The sequence below is a fragment of the Collinsella sp. HCP3S3_E11 genome (assembly GCF_052067375.1).
GTDB lineage: Bacteria > Actinomycetota > Coriobacteriia > Coriobacteriales > Coriobacteriaceae > Collinsella.
Genome location: NZ_JBQHQI010000002.1, coordinates 112,010 through 136,584 on the forward strand (window position 1 = coordinate 112,010; position 24,575 = coordinate 136,584).

Consider the following 24,575-nt stretch of genomic DNA (forward strand, 5'->3'; position numbering starts at 1 on the left):
TATTGTATTCTAGAATATCTAGTTTTGCATACCACATAGCCGCTAAGTAAAAGTGGTTGGACAGCACATTGACGCACCGTCCAACCACTTTGCATATAGATAGCAACCTTACATAAGATATATTATCGTACTTATCCTCGTAAGAAGGCGTATGCGCTGGTAGCCGCTATGGCTCCGTCCGAAACGGCGGTCACAACCTGGCGTAAACGCTTGGAACGGATATCGCCGGCAGCAAACAAACCCGGCGTGCGCGTGGCCATCAAGTCGTCGGTAACGATACCGCCGTCAGGCGCCAGATCCACCAGATGCTGTACAAGCTCGGTATGGGGCTGTGTTCCGGCAAAGACAAAGATGCCAAACGAACCTGGATCGAAGGACTCGGAATAGGTATCACCGGTGGCGTTGTCCTTAAACGTGATAGTTGTAGGCATGGCCTCGCCCGATAGCTCCACAATACTAGTTTGGTACCTAACAGAAATATTATCTTTAGCGAGCACCTTTTGAACCACGCCATCGGGAGCACGGAACTGATCACGGCGCAAGACGATGGTCACGCTGCTGGCAATTTCTGATAAGAACAGGGCTTCCTCGCAGGCAGCATTACCGCCGCCAATGACAAAGACCTGTTTGCCACGAAAGAACATGCCGTCGCACGTCGCACAATACGAAACGCCGCGACCGCGATACGTATCCTCGCCGATAAAGCCAGCAGAGCGCGGCGTCGCGCCCATACAGGCAATAACGCTTGAGGCCACCGTGTCGCCCGTATCGTGATGCACCGTAAACAGCGCCGCATCCGCATCGTAATCGATACCCGTAACCATGCTCCATGCAACCTGTGCTCCCAGGCCCTCTGCATGTTGCTGAAAACGCTCGCCGAGTTCGGCACCGCTCAAGAGCGGAATACCCGGATAGTTTTCGACCTCATTGGTTGTGGCGATCTGTCCTCCCGACATGCCTTGCTCGATCACGGTCGTCGTTAGATTGGATCGCGCAGCATAAATGGCTGCAGCATAGCCCGCTGGGCCGCCGCCGATAATCGCAACATCGATCGGCTGATTGGTAGTCATGGAGTGTCCTCTCATCGAAACATTGGCGTTCTTTGCGCTCATACCCAAATTTAGGAGAACATGACAGTCATGCACTACAATGATTCTTTGCGAAACAACGATGAAGGGGAGTTATCGATGGATCAAACGCAGATGGGCAATGACGCTCCCCTGCCCACGCAAAGCGCCCCCCAATCGGAACAATTGATGCCGTCACCTGGACAAAAGCCCTTAGTGACCATTGTCCATGCATCGGTTGGTTCGGGACACAAAGCGGCAGCAAACGCTATCGCGCAAGCATTCGAGCTTATACGCGGCACCAAGGGCATACCGCAGGATGTCGAGATTGAGGTCTTGGATATCCTCGATTTTGGACGCATAAAATTCGACGGCAACAAAACGGCCGCATCGTTTACCGGCGCCACACGCCCAATTTATGACTTGACCTGGCGATATACCCTTACCGGACACCTGCTTTGGGGCGGCGGCACGGCATGGTCGCGCATTATGTTCCCCGCATTTAACGAATACGTTCGCACTCGTAGGCCTATTGCCGTGGTCGCCACACATATCACGGCAGCCAACGTTGCGGTTGGTGCGCGCGTCATTACTGGCATCGACTATCCCGTCATTTGCGTGCCGACCGATTACGAGGTCGAGGGCTGGTGGCCCCATAAGGACACTGACTTATTCTGCGTGGCAAACGAGTTTATGGCCGAGACGCTCCGCCCACGCAAGGTTCCCGAGGCAAAGATACGCATTACGGGCATCCCTATTCGCGCTGGATTTGACACGGATTACAGTCGTGAGGAAGAACTCGAGAAGTTCAAACTCCCTACCGACAAGACCATTGTGTTGGTAATGGCCGGCGCCAGTTTGCCTCAACCGTACGTTCGCTTTCGCGCGGCGATGGACCACACCCTCCCCTTCCTCCGTAGCTTCGAGGATATGCACTTTGTCTTTTTGCCGGGCAAGGACACGGAATACGCCACGCGCCTGAAAACGCTCTTCGAAGCCATAAAACTCGAAAACGTCACGGTTCTTGACTATGTCGATGACATGGCAGCGCTCATGCACGGCTGCGATCTGGCAATTCTCAAATCGGGCGGACTCACTGTTACCGAATGCCTGTGTGCACACCTGCCGATGATTCTGCTGGGCAAGTCCTATGGCCAGGAAAAGGCCAACACCACCATGCTCACCGACTTGGGCGCCAGCATGCATGTCACCACCGCACGCGAGCTCATCGTGACGCTGCGCCATCTCCACGATCATCCCGAGTCGCTCAAGGCACTGCTCATCAATGGCGAAGTGCTACGCCGTCCACACGCGGCCGAGGACATCGCCATCGCAACCATGGAGCTTGCAGGCAAGCCCCAAAAGCGCAAACGAGCCTTCTGCCGCTTCTACTGGGGCGGAAAACCTGCGCATATCCGCTAGGGTCTTAATGTCCGCTTACCCGTGGGAGGCCCCTATATATCATCCCGTGCTCAAACATTCTCGCTTCGCTGCGAAACTGCGCGCGGGACGATATATAGGGGCCTCCCACGGGTAAGCTGCGTTTACGTATTAGCAGCTATACCAGATTCCCCACCATTAGAATCTGCAAAGGCAAAACCGGAAAATTCAAATGTAGTAAGCCAATGCGACAAAGGGACTGTTCCTTTGTCGCATTGGCTTACTAGAATGTAAATATTTTTCAAGCGAGTAGCCGCCCGCCCGCCTCTCACACATATCGTTCCACGCGCAGTTTCGCAGCGAGCGAAGCGATGCGAGAATGTTTGAGCATGGAATGATATGTGTGAGAGGCGGGCGGGAGGGATACGAGCGCCCCCGCGAGAATGTTTGAGCATGGGATGATATATAGGGCCCTCCCACGGGTGAGCGGACGGAAGCAACTAGGCGACGCCGCTGGAACCGAAGCCTCCGTTGCCTCGGTCGGTTTCGTCTAGTTCGTCTACCTCCACGAGATTGACCGTGGGAACTTCTTGGATCACGAGTTGAGCGATTCGGTCACCCTTGTTGATCTGGATTTCATTGGATGGATCCAGGTTGATAAGGATGACTTTGAGTTCTCCTCGGTAGTGGGCGTCGATGAGGCCAGGAGTGTTGACTATAGACAGACCCTGCTTAATAGCCAGGCCACTGCGAGGCTGAACGAAGCCAGCGTATCCATCGGGCAGCGCGATCGCAAGACCAGTAGAGACCAAGCGCCGCTCGAAGGGCTTAAGGGTACAGTCCTCATTGGCACGGAGGTCCAAACCGGCATCTGAGGGATGGGCGTATTTGGGAAGCTCGATCGTAGGGTCGAGACGCTTAATGTTGACCGTAATGTTGGACATAAAATCACCTTAGCTTGTCGAGCTCTTGCAAAAACTCATCGATATCTTTGAAATCGCGATAGACCGAGGCAAAGCGAATGTAGGCCACCTTGTCGATCTTGGCCAAGCGCTTAAGCACCATGTCGCCCAGGTCGTGGGACGTAACAGCCGTCAGCGTACGGGAACGCAGCTCCACCTCGATGTCATCGATGAGCTCATTAAGCTTTTTCGTGTCGATGTCGCGCTTAATCGTAGCGCGCATTAAGCCGACCAGCAGCTTATTGCGATCGAACCGCTGCCTTGACCCGTCAGATTTGATGACCTCGATGGGGTCTTCGCATCGCTCGAATGTTGTGAAGCGATAGTTGCACGAACAACATTCACGACGGCGTTTAATGGTGTTATTAGATTCCTGCATACGGGAATCGACAACACGGGTATGTGCATTGCCGCATCTGGGACAGCGCATGGTACCTCCTCCAAAACGATAACAAGGGTACCATGTGCCGGAGTTTAAATCTTACGAACGCGCAGGAACTTTAAGAACGTCACCCGCACCGAGTGACCCATGCTCCAGATGATTGACACTGCGAATCATGTCAGAAGTCTCCTGTGTAGAAAGACCGTCAACGGAATGCTCCTGAGCAAGCGACCACAGGGAATCTCCGGACTGTACATGAATCGTCTCGTAGGTAACGTTGGCAACGGAATCAGCATATGCTGCATGACGAGCAGAAAAGACTGAAGCGGAAAGAACAAAAAACAAGGTGAACGCTACGGCAACAGCGACTATTGTCGAGGCCTTTAGGGCAACGGGAGCCGAAACAGCGACTGCATGTTTGGAGCGAACAGGCCCAGCGGCCATGGCTTGAAAATCGCAGCGTCCGCCCTTCACGACCGTAAAGGAAGGCGATACGGGCGTCTCATACTTAAGGGCGAGGTTTCCCTGGACCATATCCGTTGCATTCATCATGTTCTCCTCTCGCGTTTTTTGACGAGAACTGTTTTATCAAGCCGCGAGGACAAAAAAGTCTAGCGCGGGAACGAGTGTTCGGTTATTATTATCTTCGAACAGTTGTTCCTGTCAAGCAAACATAGAACATTTGTTTGGGTTAGGTAGAGAGGAATCCCTGATGGCTCGCAAAATTACCAAGCGACAGCAGCAGATTTACGACTTCATCAAGGAGTATCAGCAGGAAAAGGGCTATCCGCCCAGCGTGCGTGAGATGGCTTCGGCTGTGGGTCTTTCCTCCCCTAGCACCGTGCATGCACATCTCTCCGCACTGGAAGCACGCGGCCTGCTCAAACGTGACGCCACCAAGCCTCGTGCCCTAGAGCTCTTTGACGAGGACGGAGCCTCCGTCTCCATCTCAAAGTCCGATGAGCCCGCGGCACCCCGCGGAACCGTATCGCTACCCCTCGTGGGCCGTGTCGCCGCGGGGATCCCCATCCTTGCCGAGCAGAATATCGAGGACACCTTTACCATCCCGACCGAGATCGCAACGGACCAGGGGTCTTTTATCCTCGAGGTCCACGGCAATTCGATGATTAACGTCGGTATCCTTAACGGCGACTATATCATCGTTCGCGAACAGAAGAGTGCCATGAATGGCGAGATCGTTGTGGCCATGATCGATGGCTCCGCAACGGTCAAAACGTTCTACAAGGAGCAGGGACGAGTTCGCTTGCAGCCCGAAAACGACACCATGGAGCCCATCTATGCGACAAATCCGACGATCCTGGGCAAGGTTGTTGGATTGATGCGCCGGTTCTCGTAATGCAAAACCGCATCACGGTCTTTGATACCATTCGCGGATTTACCATGCTGTCGATGGCAGGATTTCATGCTTGCTACGATCTTGCCTATCTTTATGGTTGGGATATGCCCTGGTTTACTCAGACCATCTTCCAAGACATCTGGCGTGCCAGCATCAGTTGGGTATTTTTGTTTATTGCCGGCTGGATGTGCACCCTCTCGCGCAACAACATCAAGCGTGCCGTCAAATATGCCGCTGCCGCTTTTGTCGTATGGGTCGCGACGACGCTCGTCTCAGTCGATGACTCGGTGAACTTCGGCATCATGTTCTGCATGGCGGCCTGCACCGCCATTGTCGCGCTCGCGCGTCCGATGATCGTTAAAGTGCCGTCGGTATGGGGTATAGCAATTTGCCTCACACTTTTTACCCTTACCTGGAGCATTCCTAAAACGGTTTATCCTATCCCCTATTTAGCTTGGCTGGGTTTCCCAAGCCCAGACTTTGTCTCTGGTGATTACTATCCAGTCATACCATTCTTATTTATGTACCTTGCAGGCTTCTTTGCCGCCCACACGACTCAGGAAGCAAACTATGAGACGCCGGGATGGGCCTATGCGAATCCCATCCCGGCGCTCGCAAGTCTCGGGCGCCATGCGCTGCCGTTCTACCTGCTTCATCAACCGGTTATCTTGGGTGTACTGGAGCTGATTTACTCTGTTCGATAACGCTCGAGACGCGGTGCGATACGGGCTGGAAGCTTTGCCACAATACGAACGCCGTCCTCGAGGTATTCCTCGTGCAGAAGGGTTCCCTGTTCGTGCACGAGCGTGATTAACGCGCCCTCTCGATACGGGATATCGGCCGAGAGCAACACGTCCGTAGCGGCCGCTTCACGAGCGATGCGATCGACTAAGTCATCAAGGCCCTCACCCGTCTGAGCCGAGAACAATACCGCCTCGGGATAGCGCCGGCGAAAGCTCAAACGGTCGACGCTATCGAGCAGATCGATTTTATTGAACACGGTAAGCGTCAGGCGCTCACCGGCACCAATCTCGTCAAGGACACGATCAACCGCCTCAAGCTGACGCTCGTAATCCTCATCGGAAGCATCCACAACTTTAAGAACCAAATCGGCGCCGAGCACCTCGGAAAGCGTAGATTTAAACGCGTCGACCAGGCCATGGGGCAGCTTTTGAATAAAGCCAACGGTATCAGTGATCGTCATGCCACGGCCACCGGGTAAACGATACGAACGCGTCGTAGGATCGAGCGTGGCAAACAGCTTATCCTGCGAAAGTACCGTGGATCCCGTCAATCGATTAAGCAACGTCGACTTACCGGCATTGGTGTAGCCAGCCAACGCTACGCGAAACGCCGGCGATTCAATACGGCTTTTCGATTGCACATCGCGACGTTGTTCAACCTGTTTCAATTCGCGTCGAAGCGCAGCGATCTTATCGCGAATCAGGCGACGGTCGACCTCGAGCTGGCTTTCGCCCTGGCCAAAACGCGATCCAATGCCGCCACGCGTCTGTTCCTTAGCAAGGTGGCTCCACATACCTCGCAGACGGGGCAGCAGATACTGCAACTGAGCCAGCTGCACCTGTAAGCGACCCTCACGCGTCTGAGCATGCAGACCAAAGATATCCAAAATCAACGCCGTGCGGTCAATAATCTTGACCGGTTCGCCCACGGCTTTCTCAAGATAGGACTGCTGTGAAGGAGTCAAGTCGTCGTCGAAGATTACAACATCCGCATCCATACGATGCACCAAACCGCATAGCTCCTCGACCTTACCGGAGCCGATAAACGATTTGGGATAAGGTTTGACCAGGCGCTGAGACAAGCGTGCCACGCATTGGGCTCCAGCAGTGTGAGCCAAGCGCTCGAGCTCGTCGAGCGAACGGTCGAGCGGCCAGGCGTTATCGCGCCATTCAACACCAACCAAGACGGCACGCTCAGGTTCAGGCGCCGTGGGAACCAAGGGAAAACGTGCCATTAGGCAGCCTCGATACGACGGTAGATATCATCGACGACCTCATCGATCGTAAACTCATCCATATCGAACCACACGATGCGGTCGTCACGCTTAAACCAGGAAAGTTGGCGCTTGGCATAGCGACGTGAGCGCATCTTGATAAGCTCGCGGGCCTCATCCATGGTAATAGCGCCTCGCAAGGCATCAATAATCTCTTTGTAACCGATTGCCTGCATCGACGTGAGTGCATCACCCAGGCCCTGGTCCATAAGGCCACGGACCTCATCGACCAGCCCCTGCTCAAACATAAGGTCGACACGCAGGTTAATGCGCTCATACAGCACTTCACGGCTACGCGTCAGACCAAACCACATGGCATGATAGCGCTCATGCGGAACGCTGAATTTCGACTTCTGCTGGGCATACGACACACCGTCATCGTGCATCTCGAGCGCACGGATCACGCGGCGCACGTTATGAGGATGAATCACGGCAGCCGATTCCGGATCACGCTCGGCAAGCAGGGCATGCATAGCTTTCTCGCCAATACGCTCGGCAAGCTCCTGATAACCCGTGCGGCGTTCGTCCTCGAGCTCTCCCGAAGGAAAAGCCATTTCATCGAGTGCAGCCTTAAGATACAAGCCCGTGCCGCCGCAAAAGACCGGAAGCCGTTGCTCACCAAGCAAACGCTCGATATGCGCCCGGGCATCAGACTGATAGAGCGCAGCAGAATACGCGACGCCCGGGTCCACGATATCGACAAGGCGTAGGGGCACCGAGCACTCCTCGGGCATCATCTTGGCCGTACCGATATCCATACCGCGATAGATTTGCATCGCGTCACACGATAACACTTCAGACGACAGACGAGCAGCCAGGCGGTCGGCAACATCACTCTTGCCGACCGCCGTCGGACCGACGATCGCTACGGCAGAAAGGTTTGTGCCGGGGGAAACCATTAGCGAGGCTCACCCACAACGGAGCCAGACAGATACCACGTCTTGGCGACATCCACATCGACGTCGACAATTTTGCCGATAAGCTGATCGATGCTATAGCCAGCGGGAATCGGCGCATGCACTGTCTGGTTCTTAGGACTTTTACCAAGAAGGACAGCGTCGTTTTTCTTGCTCGTGCCCTCAATAAGCGCAGGCACCACGGTGTGAAGCTCGCCCTGGTTATACTCGTATGCCGTCGTCTCGATAACCTTGACCAGACGGTTAAAGCGCTCAAGGATAACCTCATGCGGGGTGGGATCATAAATCTCAGCTGCCGGGGTACCGGCGCGCTTGGAGTAAATAAACGTGTAGGCCTGGGCATAGCGCACCGTCTCGGCAAGCGAGAGCGTCTGCTCAAAGTCTTCCTCGGTCTCGCCCGGGAAGCCCACGATGATGTCGGTCGAAAGCGCAATTTCGGGCATACGGTTACGAATGCGATCGACCAGGCCCAGATAATCCTCGCGCGTGTACCGACGATTCATCTCTTTAAGGATACGCGTGGAACCCGACTGAACGGCTAGGTGAAGCTGCGGCATAACGGCAGGTGTCTCGGCCATAGCATCGATGGTCTCGGGAAGCAAATCCTTGGGGTGCGAAGAAGTAAAGAAGATACGCTCGACGCCCGTATCACCCACGGCGCGCAGCAGGTCGGCAAAGCGCGGCTTGCCAAAAAGATCGCGACCGTAGGAGTTAACGTTTTGTCCCAGCAGCGTAATCTCGCGCACACCCTGACGCACCAGACCCGTCACCTCGTCGACAATCTCCTCGAAGGGGCGGCTCTTCTCGCGACCACGGACGTACGGCACGATACAGTACGTGCAGAAGTTGTTGCAGCCCGTCATGATGGGCACCCATGCATGATACTGCGTCTCGCGATGCCACGGCATACTCATGGCGTCCGTATCTTCATGCTCATTCGTGCGGATATGGCGCTTGCCATCCATAAACGCCTCGGCGATAAGCTCCGCCACGTGCGCAATCGAATGCGTACCAAAAATAACGTTGACGTTATCGACGTTGGTGAGCAAGCCCTCGCCATCGCGCTGAGCGATGCAGCCACCCACGGCGACCACACGCTTGCCCGAAGGAGAAGGAGGAAGACTCTTGCAGGAGTTGCACTGACCGTACAGGCGCGTATCGGCAGCCTCGCGCACACAGCACGTCATGAATACGACAATATCGGCATGCTCCGGATCGAGCGCCATAAGACAGCCATAGGAATCGAGCAAACCGCTCACGCGCTCGGAGTCGTGCTGATTCATCTGGCAGCCGAATGTGCGGATAAAATAGGTTTTACCGGCAAGAATATCGCGTACGAAGCGCTGGTCCATGAGCTTACATCCTAACGATGATATCGACGGGGCACAAAGGTGCTACAAACGTGCGAAAACTCGCTTACGCAACAGGCTTAACGTCGTCCATGACGACATTGTCCATAGCAGCCCGATTAATCTGGTGAACGTAGATAGAGAGACGGATTGCCGTGCGAGACTCCCCGTTAATGAGGATGTCAGAGAACACCGGCGCACAAGAGACATCAAAGCCAGTCGGAATCAAAAAACCTCGCGCAATGGCAACGGCCTTTATGGCCTGGTTGACGGCGCCGGCACCGACGCACTGAATGTTGACGGGAACGCCATCTTTGACCATACCGGCAATGGCGCCGGCAACGGACGCGGGCGATGATTTGCTTGATACCTTCAGGCAATCCATGAAGAAACTCCTGCGTTTAAAAGTACGTTTTAACTGCAATAACTGTATCGTACCGAGCGGACTCGGTAAAGATGCTACTCCTCTTTGGCAAGATCGAACGTCACGGTGATGCGATCACGTGAAACGCGAATCTTAGGGTCGCCGCACAGATTGAGGTAATACCGGGCGGCGAGGTCATTGAAGTCGCGCTCGACAGCACGCGAAAACTGCGCCATGTCATCCTTGGCAATGCGAAGGCCTCGACGGTCCTTGGCAAGATCGACTGAAGCCGGCAAATGCGTGGTGGAATCGCGCTCGCGCAGCAGACGCGCGCATACACCGCGAACGGGCTTAATCTGTCCCGAAAGAATACGGTGGGCAGTACGCTCGGACATCTCGAGACCCAGCCCGGAGCAAATCCGGATAAAGTCCTCGGCATCCGAGGCAAGACCTAAACGATCGATAACCGGAAGCTCGCACTCGTCATCGATAAAGAGCAGGCGTGACGTATCGAGACGACTGGAAGCCTGGGCATACAGGGTCGCAGCGATCTCGGACGGAGAGCCCAGATACACGTCGCAGTCGCGCAGCTCCTCAAGGGCAAACTCGCAGGCTGCGCGAATGATGTTGTGAGGACCGCGAGCGCATACATAGCGGCCGTCTTCGTCTTTAACCGCCTGAGGCCAGCTCGACTGGTCGGCGCGCTCAGCCAAGCGATCGGTATCAACGCACACCTTAAACGCTGAGCCCAAATCGACGCCCGATGTAACAACGCGTGCCTCATCGGTGTTCTGCTTGATAGAGAACAGCGCCATACCACGACCGTGAACACCCCAACGGTCCATCTTCATGCTCTCGAGCTTGGAGGTGACACGGGCATCGAAGATACGCTCCTGCATATCCTGCGGCACACCCGAACCGTTATCCAGGAAGAGGAGGGTACGAACACCCTCCTCCTTGGTCGTGGCTAGATAGACCTTATCGGCTCCGGCATCGCGAGCATTACGCAGCATCTCGATGACAATGTCCTCTACATGCTGAATGTCATGCTTGGCCTGACGGCGCTCGGCCTCCGAAACGCGGAGGCGGACATACCCCTCGCCAAGGTTTTCCTCGACGCGAAGGTTGCCCTCCCCCGACATCGACGCGATAAATGAGATGAGCTCGTTCGCGTCGTTCATGTTATTTAGCGATATCGACGGCACGGCTCTCGCGAATCACGACAACGCGCACCTGACCGGGATACTCCATCTCTTCCTCGATCTGATGGGCGATATCGTGCGCAAGCACCGTGGACTGGGCATCGGAAATCTTGTCCGGCTGAACCATGACATGGACCTCGCGACCGGCCTGCATAGCATAGGTACGCTCGACGCCGTCATGAGAGTTGGCAATCTCCTCGAGCTTCTCAAGGCGCTTGATGTAGCTCTCGGCCGACTCGCGACGGGCGCCTGGACGAGAAGCGGAAACAGCATCGGCAGCCTGGACCAGAACGTCGAGCACCGTGTTGGGGTCGACATCGGCATGATGGGCCTCGATTGCGTGGACGATAACGGGCTTCTCGCCATAACGGCGGGCAAGCTCGGCACCAATCACAGCATGCGGACCCTCAACGTCGTGGTCGATGGCCTTGCCCAGGTCATGCAGAAGACCCGCGCGCTTGGCGGTCACAACATCCAGACCAAGCTCGGAGGCCATGATGCCGCACAGGTCGGAGACCTCAAGCGAGTGCTGTAGCACGTTCTGACCAAACGAGGTGCGGTAGCGCAGAGCGCCCAGGGTTTTGACGATCTCGGGATGCAGGTCGTGGATTCCGGTATCGAAGGCGGCCTGCTCGCCGGCTTCGAGCACACGCTGCTGAACCAAGTCAGCGGCCTTGTGGTACATCTCCTCGATGCGGGCGGGGTGAATGCGACCGTCGGCAATGAGGTTCTCGAGCGCCACGCGGGCGGTCTCACGACGGACCGGATCAAAGCTCGAAAGCACGACAGTCTCGGGGGTGTCGTCAATCACAAGGTTGACGCCGGAAACCTGCTCGAAAGTACGGATGTTACGACCCTCGCGACCGATGATGCGGCCCTTAAGGTCATCGGAGGGAATATGAACGGACGTGACGGTGACCTCGGCGGTATGGTCGGCGGCACAGCGCTGGATCGCCAGGGAGAGAATCTCCTGAGCGGTCTTGTGGCACTCGGCGCGGACCTGTTGCTCGGACTCACGGATGATGGTGGCCGCCTCATGGGTAACCTCGCCGCGGACCTTGTCGAGCAGCTCCTTGTGAGCATCCTCGCGCGTAAGGTCGGCAATACGCTCGAGCTCGGAGGTCTGCTTGGCGCAAAGCTCCTCAAGTTCGCGAGAGCGCTTCTCGACCTGACCGGCCTGGCTGGACAGCTGATGCTCGCGCTTATCGAGTGCATCGTTGCGTCGGTCGAGCGATTCCTCGCGCTGCATCACGCGATTTTCGAGCGCGCGAATCTCGCTCTTACGCTGCTTGTCCTCGGCCTCGGCGGCCTGTTTGTTCTTGATGATCTCTTCCTTAGCCTCGAGCAGAGCCTCTTTTTTGAGGGTCTCGGCCTGACGCTTAGCATCACCGATCAGGGACTCTGCCTGCGCGTGTGCCGACTGAATCTTTTCTTCGGCCTCGTGAAGACTTCCCTGCTTGGCGGTGCGCATGTAGGCAATGGCGACGATGGCACCCAAAACAATGCCAACGAGCGCTGCAATGATAGGCGGCATGCTCACTCCTTTTTATGGATTCGTTACACAACAAAGCGAACCGTCCATACGAACGGCTCGCGACATTTGAGTAATATGGGCGCAGCTTATGCGGGTCGGATACAGATAAACATATAAACAAACTCATCGCAGATGAGCACATATCACAATGCAAATGACAGTAATTATCCTACGTTGAACCGCAACAACTGTCAAATTAACGCACCCAGCACGGCGCCTATCGAGCGGTGAACGGCAGGGGCGTAACGTGAGCATGCTTAAACGTCGCATTTCTCGCTTAAGGCATCGAGGCGCGCCTTAACGGCATCCGCGGCAATGTGATAGGAAAAGCCCTTGCCCATCAAAAATCTGACGAGCTTTTCGAATGCACGTGCCTCGGGAACGCGACGCTTAGCGAGCAAAGCCGATGCGCGAGCCAAGTCGTCATCCTCGGCAAAATAAGCCTCGGGATACCCTGGAATCTCATCAAGTGCAACATGGCGACGCTTGAGTTCAGTCTCGATTTTGCGCTGTCCCCAACCACGACGCTTACGCTCCTCGATAAAGTACGAGCAAAAGCGGTTCTCATCTAAAAAACGATACTCGATGGCACGATTGACGGCAAAGTCGATCGCGGGCTGACGAAAGCCATAGCGCGCCAACTTATCGCGCACCTCGCCCGTAGCATGATCGCGACGCGAAAGCATCTCGGTCACCATGGTGAGCGCACATTTGCATTCGATAAGCTGCACCGCCTCGCGAAAGTCATCCCAGTCGCAGGGAAGATCGGGACGATTCTGGACGTACACACGTGCCACACGCACGGGAATCCAAATGGACCGTTCAAAACCGCCCTCCAGATCGCAATCGATATGTGCACAGGGCTTTTTAGACGCATAACCGCTCGAGAACGAGGAGGCCGTCTTCTTATCCGGAAAAACGACCCTAGCCTCGGTCACCGTATACGACATGTCGGCATCCGTTACTCGTCGTCATCGTCGAGCATCGCGGAGCCATCGATGGCATACAGCTCGTCAAACTCCTCGGGGGCGGGCTGATCGGTCAACTCAACCTCGGAGGGGGCATCATCGTCATACTCAAGACCGCAGGCAAGGCGAACCTTGTGCTCGATCTCGTCGGCGCAATCGGGATGCTCGCGCAGGAACGTCTTAGCGGCCTCGCGACCGTTGCCGAGTTTGTCCTCACCATAGGCAAACCAAGACCCCATCTTTTTGCATATGCCGCACTCGACAGCCATATCCAGAATCGAGCCCTCTTTAGAAATGCCGGTGCCATACATGATGTCAAATTCGGCCGAGCGGAACGGAGCAGCCACCTTGTTCTTAACGACCTTGGCACGTACGCGATTGCCGATTACCTCGTCCTTGAGCTTGATGGTATCGATTTTGCGAATATCGATACGCACGGAAGAGAAAAACTTGAGTGCGCGGCCGCCTGTGGTGGTCTCGGGGTTGCCGAACATGACGCCGATCTTCTCGCGCAATTGGTTAATGAAGATGCAGGTTGTGTTGGACTTGGCAAGCGAGCCGGCGAGCTTGCGGAGCGCCTGACTCATCAAGCGAGCCTGCAGACCCACCGTCGTATCACCGATCTCGCCCTCGATTTCGGCACGCGGAGTCAAAGCGGCAACAGAGTCGACGACGATGGCGTCGATGGCACCGGAACGCACAAGCATGTCAACGATCTCGAGCGCCTGTTCGCCCGTATCGGGCTGGGAAATCAGCACCTCGTCGATATCGACGCCGATGCGCGCGGCGTAGGTGGGATCAAGCGCATGCTCAGCGTCGATAAAAGCCACGACACCGCCCATGGCCTGCGCCTCTGCAAGAATCTCGAGCGAAAGCGTTGTCTTACCGGAGGACTCGGGGCCATAAATCTCAACGATACGGCCGCGCGGCACGCCGCCGATACCCAAGGCGGCATCGAGCGCCAGAGAGCCCGTCGGAATAGCCTCGACCTCGAGCTCGGGACCGCCGTCGCCATACCTCATAATAGAACCCTGGCCGAACTTCTTCTCGATCTCGGCCTTGGTAGTGGCGATCATCTCGTCGCGCTCTTTGCCCGTCGTGCGCGTATGAACGGTACGTACGGGACCTGAATTCTTGGCCATGAATAGCCCTCCTCTTAACAACCTGAATCGATGATAAACGAACGGCTGTTCGTGGTCAACCGTTCAGGTTCATCATATGCACCTGTCCATTCCAAAACCCGACCAAACGCCGACCAATCACCGACCAAACGCTTGACCATGCCAATCGCAAATACGAGTGCTCGTACAAATTAAAGACATGTGCCAGCGCAAGCGCATTCCTTGCCAAAGGTCCCTATCTCCACAATTAAGGGGCCCTAAGGCCCCTTAAAACACATCTATTCCATAGAATTGAGCACGCGGACAATGCGTTCCAAAGCCTCGGCGACCGCATAGGCACGGACGCACGACCGATCACCCTCGTAGTGACAGCGCGCAGACTCAACGACCGTCGCTCCCCCATCGGCCGCACGATACGCCCAGCCGATATAGAACGTGCCGGCGGGGTCTAGCTCGGTACCGCCGCCGGGCCCAGCGTAGCCCGTTGCGCTCACGGCGACATCGCTCTGATAGAGGTCCAGTGAGCCCGCGGCCATCTCACGCGCCGTCTGATGCGAAACGGCGCTAAACCGATCGAGCGTTTCCTGCTCGACGCCGAGCACGCGATGTTTGATCTCATCGCAGTAGGTCACCGCACCGCCACGAAGCACCGCCGAGGCACCCGGGATATCGGCAATCGTCGAGGCGATCATGCCCGCCGTCAGCGACTCCGCCGTCGACACCGTCACGCCACGGGCACTCGCGCGCTCGACAATATCGCGCGCCAGCTCCTCGTTGTTTGCGGCGATCTGCAAATAAGACTCTGTCATACCCACCAGGACCTAGACCGAAAAGACGATCTTACGGCAGTTCCAGAAGTACTGGGCACCCGAGATAATGGTCAAAATGACGGCGATGACGTACAGGAAGCGCGACACCGAATAGACACCGAGCAGCAGCGACGCCGGCCCCAGCTGAAGACCGGCCATCGCAAAGACGCACAGATAGCCACAGATGGAGACCATCGTGGTCGCCGTCTTGTACTTGCCGAGCTTATCGGCGGCAACGACCACACCGGCAGCACTCGCGACCATGCGAAGTGCGCTCACCAACAGCTCGCGAAACAGGATAATGAACACGGACCACACGGTCACCGCGCCAAAATCCAAGAACAGCAGCAAGGCCGAGAACACCAGCAACTTGTCGGCGATGGGGTCCAAGAACTTGCCGAAATCGGTGATCTCGTTGCGTGAGCGCGCCAGATAGCCGTCGACCTTATCGGTGCACGACAGGATCACATACAGAATGAAGGCAGCGGCGGCGAGCGGGCCGTCAAAGGTGCTCCAGTCCGTACCGGCAACGCTCGCGTGAGACAGAGCCGAGACGATCATGAACACCGGAATAAAGACGATGCGCACGCACGTCACGATGTTGGCGGGCGTCCAAACGCTCGTCAGTTCCTTATTGCTCTCGTTTGCCACGACGCTCTCCTACTCCACAACATGGCCGATAAGCTCATAGCAGAAGCTATCGGTAAACTCGACGGTCAAAATATCGCCCACGGACGCCTCGCTGGCGTCCAGATGCACCGCGCCATCGGAATCGGGCGCCTGGAACCAGGCATGACCGATCAGCTCGGCGCCGTCCTCGGTCTCCTCGATACCGTCGACGATTACCTGGGCGCGCTCGCCCACATGGGCTGCCGTGGCGGCAAAACCCAGCGACTCGGCCAGATCCATGGCCTCCTGGGCGCGCTCGAGCTTGACCTCCTCATCGACCTGGCCCTCCATATTGGCGGCCAGGCTGCCCTCCTCCCGCGAGTAGGCAAAGACGCTCGTATAGTCAAAGCCGACGGTGTCCATAAAGTCGATAAGATCACGGAACTCGTCGTCGGTCTCGGTCGGAAAGCCGACCATGGCCGTAGAGCGAATCACGATGCCGGGGATACGATCACGAAGATCGCGGAACAGTTCCTCGAGCTCCTGACGCGAACCGGAGCGACGCATGGCCTTGAGGATGCGCGCGTCGCAGTGCTGCACGGGGATATCGATATAGGGCAATACCTCGGGCGTATCGCGGATCGTCTCGATAAGCTCGTCGGTCATGCCCTCGGGCTGCAGATAGAGCACACGAACCCAGACGTTGTGCGGGCGCACAGCCTCGGCGACGGCACGCAGCAGCTGCGCCAGATTGCGCGGTGAGGCCTCGGCGGCGTCCTCATCGGCAAAGTCAGTGCCCCAAATGCCCGTGTCCTGGCCGATCAGCACGATCTCGCGCACACCGCCGGCAACCAGGTCGCGCACCTCGGAGATAATGCTTTCGGCATTGCGCGAATGATAGCGACCGCGAATGTAGGGAATCATGCAGAAGCTGCAAAAACGATTGCAGCCATCGGAGATCTTGACGTAGGCGACAGCGCCCTCGACGGTACGCTTGACCTGCGGGATATAGGCAGCAATTTCACGCTCCACACCAAGAACGCCATCGATGACAGAGACGATACCGTCTTCCTCATCGGCCTTCACAAATGCCGCGACCTCGGGCAGCTCGTCGGGCAGGTCGTCGCCGTAACGAGACGGCACGCAACCGCACATGACAATGGGGCAGGAGCGAACGCCGTCCTGCACCTCGTTAGCGAGCTCGAGCGTGGTCTCGATGCTCTCAGACGTCGCCGAGGTAAGAAACGAGCACGTATTGACAATGGCGATATCGGCATCCTGAGGATCGAATGCCTCCTCGTAGCCCGCAGCGGTCAGCAGCGAACGCATGCGGTCGGTATCGACCTCGTTCTTGGCGCAGCCAAGCGTGATATAGAGTACGGAACCCAACGGAGTATCCATGTTGGAGAGCGGTCCTTTCGAGTAAATTAGCGGTAGTTGGTAAACTGCAGCGGCTGGCCGTAGTCCTGGTCGCGCAGGAACTGAATCACCGTCTGTAAAGCGTCCTTAGAAGCCGAGGAAACGCGCAGCTTATCGGCCTCGATGGTCACCTTGACCTTAAGCTTTTGATCCTTGATGTCTTTATTGATCTTCTTTGCGGTCGCCTGGTCGATGCCCTCGACGATATGACCGAGCACGCGCACGGTACCGCCCGAAGCCGCCTGCGGGGTGTCCCAAGAGACAGCCTTGAGGTCGATACCGCGCTTGATGAGCTTGGAGCTCAAAACATCGATGATCTGCTTGGAGACAAAATCGGCCGGAGCGTTAATCGTAAAGAGCTTGTCGCCCTTCGAAAGCTCGATGGTGGCGCCGGAGTCTTTAAGGTCATAGCGCTGGGAAATCTCGCGGGCGGTCTGCTGGAAGGCGTTATCGACCTCCTGCATATTAACCTCGGACACAACGTCAAAGCTGGAATCTTTAGCCATGGTTCTTCCTTTCGGTACGGGGAGCCTTAGTAGCTGTCGTACGAATAGTCATCTGTATCGTTCACTGTCTGGCCGTCGGATGCCGTGTCGGTGCCGACGGTAGACTGGGCATCGGTGCCGTCGGCATTATCGGTACCGCCGGCATTATCGCCGTTCGCGGAGTCAGCGGTCTCCTTCTTGGGAACGGTAATGGTCACGCGCGCCACACCCGATGTCTTGGTGTCATAGCGAACCTTTTCACCATTCTTGGTGACCGTGACATCGGAGGGCTTGGACGTGGTGATCTCAATCGAGGACTCGGGCGTGTACTCCTGCTCAAAAGGACCGGTCGCTTGAGCGCCATAGACCGATTTACCGTCGACCTTGACCTCGATCCAGGCGGTCTTGCCCTTGGCAACAGAGACCTTGACCTTGGTGACCTCGTCCTCTTCCGTTTTGACCGTCGCCTTGGCGGCATCGGAACTGGCCGCATCCGTCGCCTCGTCGGCGTCTTCGTCCTCGTCAGTGGATTCGGTCTTCTTGGAAGATTTCTTAGTCGTCGTCTTGGTAGCCACGGGTGTCTCGGACGTCGACTCGGGTGCAGCAGAGCCACAACCACGCAGGAGTACCACGATGAGCAAAATCAACAGTAGCACCACGGCACCGATGCCGACGTAAATAATGCGCGGATCGATCGTGTTGTATTGAGAGGCGCGCCCAACGCCGCGTCCGCGATTGGAGCTACCACGACCATTACCCTGCGGTATGCGGCCGCGACCGCTATCGGGACGACCACGATAGCTACTCTGGCGCTGCGAACCCCGCCGGCCCGGACGCGGCGCAAGCTCGCCACGGCCCTGATAGCCGCGCTGGCCAGAGCGAGGCACCGAAGAGCGCTGCCCATAGGGCTGGGATTGCGAACGGAGGCGCGGCGTCACCTGCGTGGTATCGGCGTCGGAATAGCTATCGCGGGAACGCCCGGCGGGTACTCCGCGATAGCTACGACCGGAGTATCCGCCGTCGCCGTAACCGGCGCGAGGATCGCGACTCAACCCGCGAGCGGCGGGAAGCGCACGGTCATCTGGCAGGGGCGTACTGCGAAAACGATCTCGCTGAGAACGAATTTCCTCGCTGGAGCCCGTCTCGGTGATATAGCCCGCTTGCGGAGGGCGCTGGCCGTACCGTGTCGTACGACCACCCTGAACCATCAAAAAACGACCGTTATCGACCGAAGAACGCGAGTTAACGTAGCCGGCAGCATCCTGAAAACGACCGCCCTGCTGCGAGGTATCGCGTTCATATGCCATGAGGTCGTCAAAATAAGCGTTGACGACCTCGCGCGGGTTAAGCCCCAAAAAGCGAGCGTAGCTCGAAATCATGCCCTGCGCATAGCCACGCGGGGGCATCGATGCAAAGTTACCAGTCTCGAAAAACTCGATGATCTGCGGCCTGATTTTGATGGTGTTGGCGACCTGCTGGATGGAAAGGCCCATCCGGCGACGCTGCTCGAGCAGCATGTCACCAAAGCGTGCAGCCATCAGAATCCTCCAAACTCACGATCTTCACGTACCATCTCGGCGTCGACAGACTCCAGCGCGGCAAGCCCTTCGTCATCCAGCAGGACCTCGCGCGGCTTGGAACCGTCGGGCGGGCCGACGACGCCCTTTTCTTCCAGCATGTCCATAATACGCCCGGCGCGCGCATAGCCAACCTTGAGGCGGCGTTGCAGGCCAGATGTGGAGCCCAGCTGCGATTCCACCACAATATGAGCGGCCTCCCAGATAAGCGGGTCGTCATCCTGCGGCTCGGCAACGCCCGTGCGGACAATACCGCCGCCACCAGCCATGGACATGGAAGCAGGCGCCACGGCAGACAGAATCTCCTCGTGGTAGTCGGGCTCGCTTTGCGACTTAACGAACTCGACGATCTCGTTGATCTCATCATCCGAGACAAAACAGCCCTGGATACGGCGGGGCTTGCCCCAGTCGACCTTGGAGAACAGCATGTCGCCCAAACCGGTGAGCTTTTCGGCGCCCATCTGGTCGATAATGACGCGGGAATCGATGCCCGTGGCCACGTTAAAGGCGATACGATTGGTAATGTTGGCCTTAATGAGGCCCGTCACCACGTTGGAGCTGGGGCGCTGCGTAGCCACGATAAGGTGAATACCGGCGGCACGGCCCAGCTGGGCGATACGAACGATCGAGGCCTCGACATCCTTGCCGGCAACCATCATCAGGTCCGAAAGCTCATCGATGATAATGACCAGATAGGGCATCTTTTGCGGCGGGTTATCGTAGTGTTCGAACTCGCCGGCGGCCTGCTTTTCGTTATACGTCGAGATCTTGCGAACGTTGAGGCGCTCGAAGACCTTCAGGCGACGCTCCATCTCGGACACAGCCCATTGCAAGGCACTCGCAGCCTGCTTGGGTTCGGTCACCACGGGCACATAGAGATGGGGCAGGCCGTTATAGCCGGCAAGCTCAACGCGCTTGGGATCGACCATGATCAAGCGAACGTCCTCGGGAAGCGCGCGCATGAGCAGGGTCGTGATGATGGAGTTGATCATGACCGACTTACCGGAACCGGTGGTACCGGCAATAAGCAGGTGGGGCATCTTGGCTAGGTCGGCGACAACCGGCGTACCCTCGGCATCGCGACCGATGGCCAGCTCGAGCGGACCGCCCTTCACATAGGGAAGCACGTCGCCCAGGTTAACGTTCTGGCGCTTGCGATTGGGAATCTCGATACCCACAAGCGAGGTGCCGGGAATCGGCGCAAAGATACGCACCGACTGGGCGGCAAGCGAAAGCGCGATATCGTCCTCGAGGCTCGAAATCTTGCTCACGCGCTCGCCCTCGCCGGGCTGCAGCTTAAAGGTCGTCACCGTGGGACCGGCAATCCAGCCGACGACGCGAGCGCTACGGCCAAACTCCAGCAACGTGGACTGCAGCGACTCGGCAGTCTGCTCCAACTCCTTGTCAGAAGACGCGGCGGACGCCGACTGCGGGTTGGCGTGCAGGATTTCGAGCGGCGGGAGTTTGAGGCCATCCTCTTGCTCGCCCTCGACATCGGCAGCGGTGCCGTCAGCTCCCCCATCGCCGGCTGCAACAGGAGCAGCGAAAGCCGTAGGGGTGGGGGCATCGGCAACCTTGGGGTGTTTCAGGAAATCGGGGATCTGCGGGGCAGCAGACACGGGGTTCACGGCAAACGGCGGCTCGGACTCGTCGACCTTGTCCGGGTCGTCTTCCATCGAAAGCTGTCCGGTGACCTGTCCTCGCCTGTCTTGGCGACGCGGCAGCAAAGTTGTCTTGGCGGTCTCGAGCGGACACTCGTCATCCTCGTCATCGCCCGCGGTGAGTTCGATTTCGCTATCGGACCAAGACGGGTCGGGCTCACTCGTGTTGAGCTTGGGCGCGGACTTGCCATTCTTGGCATGGCGACGCGGCAGCAGCGTGGTCTTGGCGCGCTCGGCCTCCACAGCCTCGGACACGTCGACAAACGGATCATCGTCCTCGTCATCATCGTCCAGAACAGGGTCCGCGTCATTGCCCATGACCGTGGTCACGGCCATATCGGAGCCCTTCTGACGAAGAATGCTCAGGTGCGGACGGGCGACGCCGGGAACCGACAGGGCCTCTTCGTCGCCCCACGGGCTCGCATTGACATCGGCACGACGGCGCTCGGCAAAATCGGCAGCGTGATCGCGCGCAGAACGCAAAACGCCACCCACCGAAAAGCCGATGATGACAAAGCCAACGACGGCCAAACCCAACAGGACCACCATCGCGATAGGCTTACCCAGGGCATTCTGCAGCGCACTCGCAATAAACGCACCGATGTAGCCACCCGAGGCGGACAGGTTTTGCGGCACAAACATGAGGTCGCACGAATCGCTCGTGCCCGGCACCATCAACGAAAGAATGGAGACGACGGCGATAAAGACAACGGCGCCACCCGCGACCGAGCGAATGTTGAGCGGCGAGTCCTCACCCAAAAAGAGCGTGGCGGCAAACAGCAAAATGACGATCGGCAGCACGTAGGCGCCCAGGCCAAAGCCAAGATGGTAGAAACCGGCAACCACTGCCGTCACGGGTGCCGTTGCCGGAGAAATCACGGCAATGAAAGACGCAATCGCCAAAACGGCAATAACCACGCCGGCGATATCGCGGTTGGCCGAAGGCTCGACCAGGGGCTCAACATCGTCGAACTCGGCCTCGTGGCCCTTATTGGCACGAAGATGGGAACCGGCACCCTTAGCAGATGCCGGTTGGTTGTTGGCTTTATTGCCTTTGGCGTTTTGTGCAGATCCGCGCGCCAAACTAAACCTCCATGACGACCGGGATGATCATCGGACGGGTGCGCGTACGGCTCCAAATGAAGTTGGAGAGCGAATCGCGCACGGCCTTGCGAATGGCATCGGAGCCGCTGCTCGTAAAGCTAAACTTGCCCTTCTCGATTGTCTTCATAATGGATGCGGAGGCATCCTCGGAGAACTGATCGTCGATGGCAAATGAAACGCCACGGCCCGAGAACTCGATGGCCTCGATCTTCTTGTGCTTGAGCGAAACGATGGCGACGGCTGTGACCATACCGTCATTGGCGAGCTTCTGACGATCGCGCAGGACGATGGGGTCGGTATCACCGATGCGCAGGCCGTCGACGTAGACGACGCCGGATTCGACGGGCGTGCCGCGCTTGACAATACCACCGCGCATCTCGAGTGTGTCACCGTTATCGAGGATAAAGATGTGATCATCCTTAATACCCATCTTACGGGCAAGCTGGGCATGGGCACGCAGGTGCACGGCCTCGCCGTGAACCGGCATAAAATAGGTGGGCTTGGCCATGGCCATCAGAAGCTTGAGCTCCTCCTGGCTGCCGTGACCCGAGACATGGACGAGGGCACGGTTCTTGTCCCACACGTCGCAGCCAAGCTTGGCCAGGCTGTTGACGACCTGCTGGACGGCCTTCTCGTTGCCGGGAACAGGGGTCGCCGAGAGGATGACGGTATCGCCCTCGTGGATGGAGAGCGTCTTGTGCTCGCCGTTGGCCATGCGGGACAGCGCCGACAGCGGCTCGCCCTGAGAGCCGGTGCACATGACGACGATCTTGTCGTCAGGCAGGTTATCGATATCGAAGGCATCGATGATATCGGCATCGTCGATGTTGAGGTAGCCCAGCTCGCGCGCCACGCGGGTGTTGGTGAGCATGGAACGTCCGGTCACGACGACCTTGCGGCCGCACTTGCGGGCGGCGTCGCAGATCTGCTGCAGGCGATGGATATGGCTCGAGAACGAGGCGACGAACACGCGGCCCGGGGCATTCTTGATGGCGTGCAGCAAGTTGGGGCCGACCTCGGCCTCGGACTTGGTAAAGCCCGGAACCGTGGCGTTGGTGGAGTCGGAAAGCAACAGGTCGATGCCCTGCTTGGCAAAGCGACTGATAGCGGCATAATCGGGCGTGACGCCATCGATGGGCGTCTGGTCGAGCTTAAAGTCGCCCGTGTGCATAACGGTGCCCTGGTTGGTGCGAATGAATACGCCCAAAGCGCCCGGAATTGAGTGCGTCATAGAGAAGAAGTCGAGCGAAATGCTGCCAAGATTGACATGGCTACCGCCCTTGACCTCGCGGAACTTGGGCGCGCGGATGCGGAACTCGGAAAGCTTGCCCTCGATGAAACCAAGCGTCAGCTTGCTCGAGAAGATGGGCACCTTGTTGTTGAGGTCCTGCAGCAGGTACGGAAGCGAACCGGTATGGTCCTCGTGGCCGTGGGTGACGATGATGCCGCGGAGCTTCTCCTCGTTCTCCAGAACATAGGTGTAGTCGGGAAGCACCAAATCGATACCGGGCTGGGAATCGTCGGGGAACATAAGGCCGGCGTCGACGAGCACCATGTCGTCGCCGCACTCGAAGACCGTCATATTCTTGCCGATGCCGTCAAGGCCTCCGAGCGGAATGATCTTCAAGGGAGATGATTTTTTAGCTGCCATAGGTTCGTGCGGTTTCCTTTCTTCGAAACGGGTCTGGAACAACCGACGGGGCGCTTCTGGCAAACCGACCGCCGGGAACGTACAAACATGCATCACGGAGTCGATGCAGTAACCGCATTATGATACCCATTTGCCCACCAACAGACCACCCATGCATCAAAGCCCCATCCAAACCGGTCCATCCCGCCGGTCTGGGGCCATCGGGGGCCGGGGCGGGTTAAGTTTGCTGCTCTACAGTCCTGCGCAAGACGGAAAGCACATTAAGTGCTTTCCTTTGCGTGCGGAACTCGCGACAAACTTAACCCGCCCCGGCCCCCGATGGCCCCAGACCAGCCAAAAAGGGACAGGTTTATTTTGGTAGGTTTTATCTGGGGTAATGCCGCACATGCGATTATCTAAAGATCTGAATTCAGATAACTGAATAGACTATCTGACAAAATCGAAACCCGCACCCACCAGCCCTTTTGCTATTCCCGGCGGGGTCCGCGGGTAAAGTTTATCGCGAGTTCCGCACGAGCCGGAGAGCACTTAATGTGCTCTCCGTGCGAGCAGGACTGTAGAGCAGGAAACTTTACCCGCGGACCCCGCCGGGAATAGCAAAAGGGCGACCCCTGTCCGGAGTCGCCCTTGTTGAGCTGCT

General features: G+C 57.4%; 22 protein-coding genes. 3 read left to right on the top strand and 19 right to left on the bottom strand.

All coding sequences use genetic code 11. From position 1 onward, the window contains the following. Window positions 1-131: 131 nt before the first annotated feature. Window positions 132-1,070, bottom strand: a complete 939-nt coding sequence (locus tag ACTM86_RS02640) for an NAD(P)/FAD-dependent oxidoreductase (protein ID WP_441015460.1) — start codon at window positions 1,068-1,070, stop codon at window positions 132-134. 117 nt (window positions 1,071-1,187) lie between these two features. On the opposite strand from ACTM86_RS02640, the gene ACTM86_RS02645 reads away from it, so the two are divergent. After that, window positions 1,188-2,489: an MGDG synthase family glycosyltransferase gene (locus tag ACTM86_RS02645; protein WP_441015462.1), complete on the top strand. Its 1,302-nt coding sequence runs from the start codon at window positions 1,188-1,190 to the stop codon at window positions 2,487-2,489. A gap of 458 nt (window positions 2,490-2,947) precedes the next feature. Here the strand turns inward: ACTM86_RS02645 and dut are convergent, their stop codons facing one another. Genes dut through ACTM86_RS02660 form a run of 3 tightly spaced genes read right to left on the bottom strand, consistent with a single transcriptional unit; the run spans window position 2,948 to window position 4,340 of the window. After that, the gene (dut, locus tag ACTM86_RS02650) at window positions 2,948-3,391 is read right to left on the bottom strand and encodes a dUTP diphosphatase (protein ID WP_427794758.1); all 444 of its coding nucleotides are present in this window, start codon (window positions 3,389-3,391) and stop codon (window positions 2,948-2,950) included. A gap of 4 nt (window positions 3,392-3,395) precedes the next feature. Next, entirely contained in the window at window positions 3,396-3,839 is a 444-nt protein-coding gene (nrdR, locus tag ACTM86_RS02655; RefSeq protein WP_427717459.1) for a transcriptional regulator NrdR, read from the bottom strand. A 51-nt stretch (window positions 3,840-3,890) separates the two neighbouring features. After that, a complete protein-coding gene (locus ACTM86_RS02660; protein ID WP_441015464.1) occupies window positions 3,891-4,340 on the bottom strand; it encodes a LysM peptidoglycan-binding domain-containing protein in 450 nt (149 codons plus the stop codon). A gap of 163 nt (window positions 4,341-4,503) precedes the next feature. On the opposite strand from ACTM86_RS02660, the gene lexA reads away from it, so the two are divergent. Continuing rightward, window positions 4,504-5,148 (top strand): transcriptional repressor LexA, encoded by a 645-nt coding sequence (lexA, locus tag ACTM86_RS02665; RefSeq protein WP_427794759.1) that lies wholly within the window; start codon window positions 4,504-4,506, stop codon window positions 5,146-5,148. Next, window positions 5,148-5,852, top strand: coding sequence for a heparan-alpha-glucosaminide N-acetyltransferase (locus tag ACTM86_RS02670; RefSeq protein ID WP_441015466.1), 705 nt, complete (start codon window positions 5,148-5,150; stop codon window positions 5,850-5,852). Before lexA ends, ACTM86_RS02670 begins: the two co-directional genes overlap by 1 nt. Here ACTM86_RS02670 and hflX read toward each other — a convergent pair. The 15 genes from hflX to ACTM86_RS02745 form a co-directional block, all read right to left on the bottom strand. Next, window positions 5,837-7,126 carry a GTPase HflX gene (gene hflX, locus ACTM86_RS02675; protein ID WP_427748031.1) on the bottom strand — a complete coding sequence of 430 codons (1,290 nt, stop codon included), beginning with the start codon at window positions 7,124-7,126 and terminating at the stop codon, window positions 5,837-5,839. The two genes, ACTM86_RS02670 and hflX, sit on opposite strands and share 16 nt — an antisense overlap. Then, window positions 7,126-8,064, bottom strand: coding sequence for a tRNA (adenosine(37)-N6)-dimethylallyltransferase MiaA (miaA, locus tag ACTM86_RS02680; protein ID WP_441015468.1), 939 nt, complete (start codon window positions 8,062-8,064; stop codon window positions 7,126-7,128). The genes hflX and miaA overlap by 1 nt, the downstream gene beginning before the upstream one ends. After that, window positions 8,064-9,434 carry a tRNA (N6-isopentenyl adenosine(37)-C2)-methylthiotransferase MiaB gene (miaB, locus tag ACTM86_RS02685; RefSeq protein ID WP_427717472.1) on the bottom strand — a complete coding sequence of 457 codons (1,371 nt, stop codon included), beginning with the start codon at window positions 9,432-9,434 and terminating at the stop codon, window positions 8,064-8,066. The genes miaA and miaB overlap by 1 nt, the downstream gene beginning before the upstream one ends. A 64-nt stretch (window positions 9,435-9,498) precedes the next feature. Further along, complete coding sequence (locus tag ACTM86_RS02690; protein ID WP_118079896.1) at window positions 9,499-9,816, bottom strand: stage V sporulation protein S; 318 nt, start codon at window positions 9,814-9,816, stop codon at window positions 9,499-9,501. Window positions 9,817-9,890: 74 nt separating this feature from the next. Further along, window positions 9,891-10,976, bottom strand: coding sequence for an ATP-binding protein (locus ACTM86_RS02695; protein ID WP_441015470.1), 1,086 nt, complete (start codon window positions 10,974-10,976; stop codon window positions 9,891-9,893). Window position 10,977: 1 nt separating this feature from the next. Then, window positions 10,978-12,531, bottom strand: coding sequence for a ribonuclease Y (gene rny / locus ACTM86_RS02700; RefSeq protein WP_154516337.1), 1,554 nt, complete (start codon window positions 12,529-12,531; stop codon window positions 10,978-10,980). Window positions 12,532-12,788: 257 nt separating this feature from the next. Then, on the bottom strand, window positions 12,789-13,481 hold the full coding sequence (locus ACTM86_RS02705; RefSeq protein WP_441015472.1) for a regulatory protein RecX: 693 nt from the start codon (window positions 13,479-13,481) through the stop codon (window positions 12,789-12,791). 11 nt (window positions 13,482-13,492) lie between these two features. Beyond that, window positions 13,493-14,641, bottom strand: a complete 1,149-nt coding sequence (recA, locus tag ACTM86_RS02710; RefSeq protein WP_154516331.1) for a recombinase RecA — start codon at window positions 14,639-14,641, stop codon at window positions 13,493-13,495. 257 nt (window positions 14,642-14,898) lie between these two features. After that, on the bottom strand, window positions 14,899-15,429 hold the full coding sequence (locus ACTM86_RS02715) for a CinA family protein (RefSeq protein ID WP_441015474.1): 531 nt from the start codon (window positions 15,427-15,429) through the stop codon (window positions 14,899-14,901). Between the two features lie 12 nt (window positions 15,430-15,441). Beyond that, window positions 15,442-15,990, bottom strand: a complete 549-nt coding sequence (gene pgsA / locus ACTM86_RS02720; protein ID WP_229770672.1) for a CDP-diacylglycerol--glycerol-3-phosphate 3-phosphatidyltransferase — start codon at window positions 15,988-15,990, stop codon at window positions 15,442-15,444. A gap of 99 nt (window positions 15,991-16,089) precedes the next feature. Continuing rightward, window positions 16,090-17,439 carry a 30S ribosomal protein S12 methylthiotransferase RimO gene (gene rimO / locus ACTM86_RS02725; protein ID WP_154516325.1) on the bottom strand — a complete coding sequence of 450 codons (1,350 nt, stop codon included), beginning with the start codon at window positions 17,437-17,439 and terminating at the stop codon, window positions 16,090-16,092. 26 nt (window positions 17,440-17,465) lie between these two features. After that, window positions 17,466-17,963 (bottom strand): YajQ family cyclic di-GMP-binding protein, encoded by a 498-nt coding sequence (locus ACTM86_RS02730; protein ID WP_154516322.1) that lies wholly within the window; start codon window positions 17,961-17,963, stop codon window positions 17,466-17,468. A 26-nt stretch (window positions 17,964-17,989) separates the two neighbouring features. Then, a complete protein-coding gene (locus ACTM86_RS02735) occupies window positions 17,990-19,480 on the bottom strand; it encodes a RodZ domain-containing protein (RefSeq protein WP_441015476.1) in 1,491 nt (496 codons plus the stop codon). Further along, entirely contained in the window at window positions 19,480-22,263 is a 2,784-nt protein-coding gene (locus tag ACTM86_RS02740; RefSeq protein ID WP_441015478.1) for a DNA translocase FtsK 4TM domain-containing protein, read from the bottom strand. The genes ACTM86_RS02735 and ACTM86_RS02740 overlap by 1 nt, the downstream gene beginning before the upstream one ends. A 1-nt stretch (window position 22,264) precedes the next feature. Then, the gene (locus ACTM86_RS02745; protein WP_441015480.1) at window positions 22,265-23,935 is read right to left on the bottom strand and encodes a ribonuclease J; all 1,671 of its coding nucleotides are present in this window, start codon (window positions 23,933-23,935) and stop codon (window positions 22,265-22,267) included. Window positions 23,936-24,575 lie beyond the last annotated feature (640 nt).